The sequence below is a fragment of the Paraburkholderia sp. 31.1 genome, assembly GCF_014397645.1.
Classification (GTDB): Bacteria; Pseudomonadota; Gammaproteobacteria; order Burkholderiales; family Burkholderiaceae; genus Paraburkholderia; species Paraburkholderia tuberum.
This window is the reverse complement of the sequence record NZ_VZQN01000131.1, coordinates 1-2106: the sequence shown is the minus strand read 5'-3', so window position 1 is coordinate 2106 and position 2106 is coordinate 1. Positions and strand designations below refer to the sequence as shown.

The following is a 2106-nucleotide window of genomic DNA, read 5'->3' as shown; positions in this document are numbered from 1 at the left end:
AGGGTTTGATTGAAAGTCATGGTCAGTTCGTCAAAAACGGTCCCCCGGGCAACGCGATGCTGCTCAGGGAGCCTGATTAAATGGTTGGTGATTCCGGGTCCGCGACGCAGGTCATGCGTCGCGGACCATCCGGAGGTCAGTGGTTGTTCAGCACCGTCTCGACACCGTGCTGCACCAGCAGTTCGGCGTTCAGACCCGAATGGTAGAAGACGTCATACTCGATGCCACCCACAGTCGTGTTGCCAGACTGTTGCGTCCAGTCGCCGATGTCGCCTCCGTCCGGCAGCAGATCGGACAGTTCGACCTTGTCGCCCGCATCGCCCTTGACCATCACTTGCGTGCGGCCATCAGCAATGAACAGGTCCTTGCCGCCCTGCTCGAGCACATCGCCCAGCGAAAGCTTGAGCGTGTTGTTACCCGTGCCGGTAATGTCGAACACTTCGATCGACGACACCACAAAGCTAACCTTGCCCAAGTCCAAGGTCTGGCCAGCGCCTGCCAGCTTCAGCGTGTCTAGACCGCCGTTGCCAAAGATGAACCCGGCGTCCATCACTTCATTAACGTCGTCCACCGTAAAGACGGTATTTGCATCGGTGCCGACGTAGGTGTCGAAGGGCTCGCGACCCGAGAGGAGGGTTCCCGGATTCACGACATGTAGCTGTTCCGTCTCGATAGAGGTACCGCTTTCCCCAACGATATAGTTAGAGCTATTGCCAGCAGCATCCATAACCGCAACCCCATATGCAGCACCTGACTCAATCGCTGCTATAGCACCGGACGTCATCTCCACGCTGGCCGATCCGCGAGCTATATCCGAACTAGTCACGTAGATGTGGAATCGCACGTCACCCACTGCAACCAGTAGGGTATCGCCCGCCATGGCACTCGGAGAAAGCGTCACGGTGAGGCGGCCAATCTCACCCACCATGTCATACGAGACCCCGAGTATCGACGACGGGGCAATCGTATCCAGCGTTACATTTTGTGACGCCACCTTGCCAATATTGCCAGCCGTATCGACCACGCGCGTCTGGATCGTCCAGGAGGCGTTGTGCGCCGTATTGTCCTGGAATACCCAACGTCCCTTGTTGTCGACCATCGCATCCTGCCAGGTCTTGCCGCCATCCACTGACACCTGAACCCTCTCGTTGGCCGCGAGTTCTGTCGTCAGCTCGCCCATAATCAAACGGCCTGCTGAGCCATCATTGGTCAGGAAGTCGCCGCTGTCCATTCCGCTGTCCTTGCCCATGTATGTGATGGACGCCTCAGCAGTCGGCGCTACCGTATCCACGATCACCACGTGCGGATCCGACGGCTTGCTTTCATTGCCCGCGGGATCACGCTCCACCACCGTGAATTCGTGCTCGCCTTCGCCCAGCGGCGTATCAGGCGTGAAGCTCCAGTTTCCGTCCTCGTCGACCTCCGTCTCGCCAATCGGCGTGCCGTTGTCGATCACGATGATCGTGTCACCCGGTTCGCCCTTGCCCACCAGCGTCGGCGTCGTGTCGTCCGTGCTCTCCCCATTGTCCACCGGACCCTGAACCGGACCCACGTCGTCAATGACTTCGTCAATTTCTGGCTTGTCCAGTCCCATCGTGTAAATCCTCACATGGGTAGTCGGACTCGGCGATGAGACGTGGCCCGCTGCGTCCGTCACCGTATAGGAGATGTCGAACGCCGTGTCCTGCCCGATCAGATCGTCTGCCGGGATCTTCACCTTGATCCCGGTGAGTACGTCGACCGCCCCCACCACGTGCTCGTAGCTCTTGCCGTTCCAGTCAATCGTGATCACGTCACCCGCGACCATGCCCGTATAGGCAGGGATCAACACCCACGTGCCATCGCTGGCCTCTGTCGCGTCGATTACACCGTCTGCCATCTCCGGTACTTCAGGTGCCTTCAGTACCAGTGCTGGCACTGTCGTATCGATGATCACCACGTGCGGCTCCGACGGCCTGCTTTCGTTGCCCGCGGGATCACGCTCCACCACCGTGAACTGATGCTCGCCCTCTTCCAGCGGCGTCTCAGGCGTGAAGCTCCAGTTGCCCTCCTCGTCGACCGTCGTCTCGCCAATCGGCGTGCCGTTGTCGATCACGATGATCGTGT

Annotated in this window: 1 protein-coding gene; it reads right to left on the bottom strand. The window is 59.4% G+C overall.

Annotated elements, in window-relative coordinates; all coding sequences use genetic code 11:
• Nucleotides 1–136 precede the first annotated feature (136 nt).
• The coding region (locus F6X37_RS35555) for an Ig-like domain-containing protein (protein ID WP_262420166.1) at nucleotides 137–2106 on the bottom strand (1970 nt) is incomplete at its 5' end.